Consider the following 1,492-nt stretch of genomic DNA (forward strand, 5'->3'; position numbering starts at 1 on the left):
TGGTCTACGAGCACCCGGTCGTGGAAGCAGGAAGCCTTGAGTAGAGATATTTTTCTATGAAAGGTGGAACGGTTACAGACTTGCAATATAAAATCGAGAAAGTTTCTTCTCTGGCGGAACTGGAAGCTTTATGCATCCAATGCCAAGCATGCCCTTTGGCCGAAAATAGGAAACAAGTGGTCTTCGGGGAGGGAAACCCGGCGGCCCGAGTTATCTTTGTAGGCGAGGCTCCGGGAGCGAGAGAAGATGAAACGGGGCGTCCCTTCGTAGGGGCCGCGGGTCAGGTCCTCAATTATTTATTAGAAGAAGCAGGAATAGACAGGTCCCAAGTTTATATCACCAGTGTTAACAAATGCCGGCCGCCCCGGAACCGGTTGCCCCGGCAGGGGGAAGCGGCCGCCTGCTACCCTTACTTGAAGAAGCAACTGGAGCTAATAAAACCACAAATTATAGTTTGTTTGGGAGCTTTGGCTACCCGGTGGCTTATCGACAGGAAGGCTAAGATAAGCGAAGTTAGAGGATCGTGGTTTTATAAAAATGGCCAAGCATTTCTACCGACTTTTCACCCAGCGGCTGTTCTCCGGGACCGGAGGAAGGCAAAGTTGGTGGTCCAGGACTTCCAAGAGGTTGTCCGGCGTTGGAAAAGTTGAACATTTTCCCCGGCTCATGGTATAATCAAGTGATATGAGTAAAACAAGGCTGACGCAGAAGGGGACTCCTTGATGGATCTTATCCTCTCTCATACGAATCTTGACTTTGACGGGCTGGCTGCCATGGTGGCGGCTTCAAAAATATACCCGCAGGCCCAGCCGGTAGTTGTGGGCAAGCCGGGCCACAGTGTACAGCAATTTCTGGCCCTGTACAAAGATTATTTTTCCATTAAGACACCCGGTGAGATTCCTGATACCGGGGCAGACCGGGTCATTCTGGTCGACACAGGGGACCCCCGGCGTACCGGTGAAATGGCCTCCCGGGTATCAGGGGCCCGGGAAATACATATTTACGATCACCACCCTGTAGACTACCCACCGCCAAGAGCTACCAAAGTGGTAACCGCCTCGGTAGGCGCTACCAGCACTTTAATGGTGGAGATTTTACGGCAAAAAGATGTGGAAATTCATTCTTTTGAAGCGACGGTTTTGGCTTTAGGGATTTATGCCGATACGGGGAGTCTGACCTATTCGGCAACCACATCGCGGGATGCGTTGGCTGTAGCCTACTTGTTGGAACAAGGAGCTAATTTGTCGGTAGTAGCTAATTTTTTAGACCGAAGGCTAACGGAAGAGCAACAAAAGTTATTGAACCGGTTGATAGCTTCAGTCAAACAGTTTTCATTCCGGGGAATTCAGGTGCTGGTAGCGACGGCGGAGGCAGATAATTATGTGGAAGGCTTGTCCCTGCTTACGGAAAAACTTTTGGAAGTCCTGAATGCAGATACAGTTTTTACCCTGGTAAGCATGGCGGGCCGCACTTACCTGGTAGGTAGAACCCG

General features: G+C 50.6%; 2 protein-coding genes. Both read left to right on the forward strand.

What is annotated here, in order from left to right; translation table 11 throughout:
• The first annotated feature begins 56 nt into the window (after positions 1 to 56).
• Positions 57 to 650, forward strand: a complete 594-nt coding sequence (locus tag KKC1_RS13520; RefSeq protein ID WP_088554961.1) for a uracil-DNA glycosylase — start codon at positions 57 to 59, stop codon at positions 648 to 650.
• A 72-nt stretch (positions 651 to 722) separates the two neighbouring features.
• On the forward strand, positions 723 to 1,492 hold a 770-nt coding region (locus tag KKC1_RS16415), incomplete at its 3' end, for a DHH family phosphoesterase (protein ID WP_192868249.1).

The organism is Calderihabitans maritimus (genome assembly GCF_002207765.1).
In the GTDB taxonomy this organism is placed as follows: domain Bacteria; phylum Bacillota; class KKC1; order Calderihabitantales; family Calderihabitantaceae; genus Calderihabitans; species Calderihabitans maritimus.

Excerpts from the sequence above, each read along its gene's own strand:
- KKC1_RS13520 (WP_088554961.1), top strand. The coding sequence starts at position 57 with ATGAAAGGTGGAACGGTTACAGACTTGCAATATAAAATCGAGAAAGTT.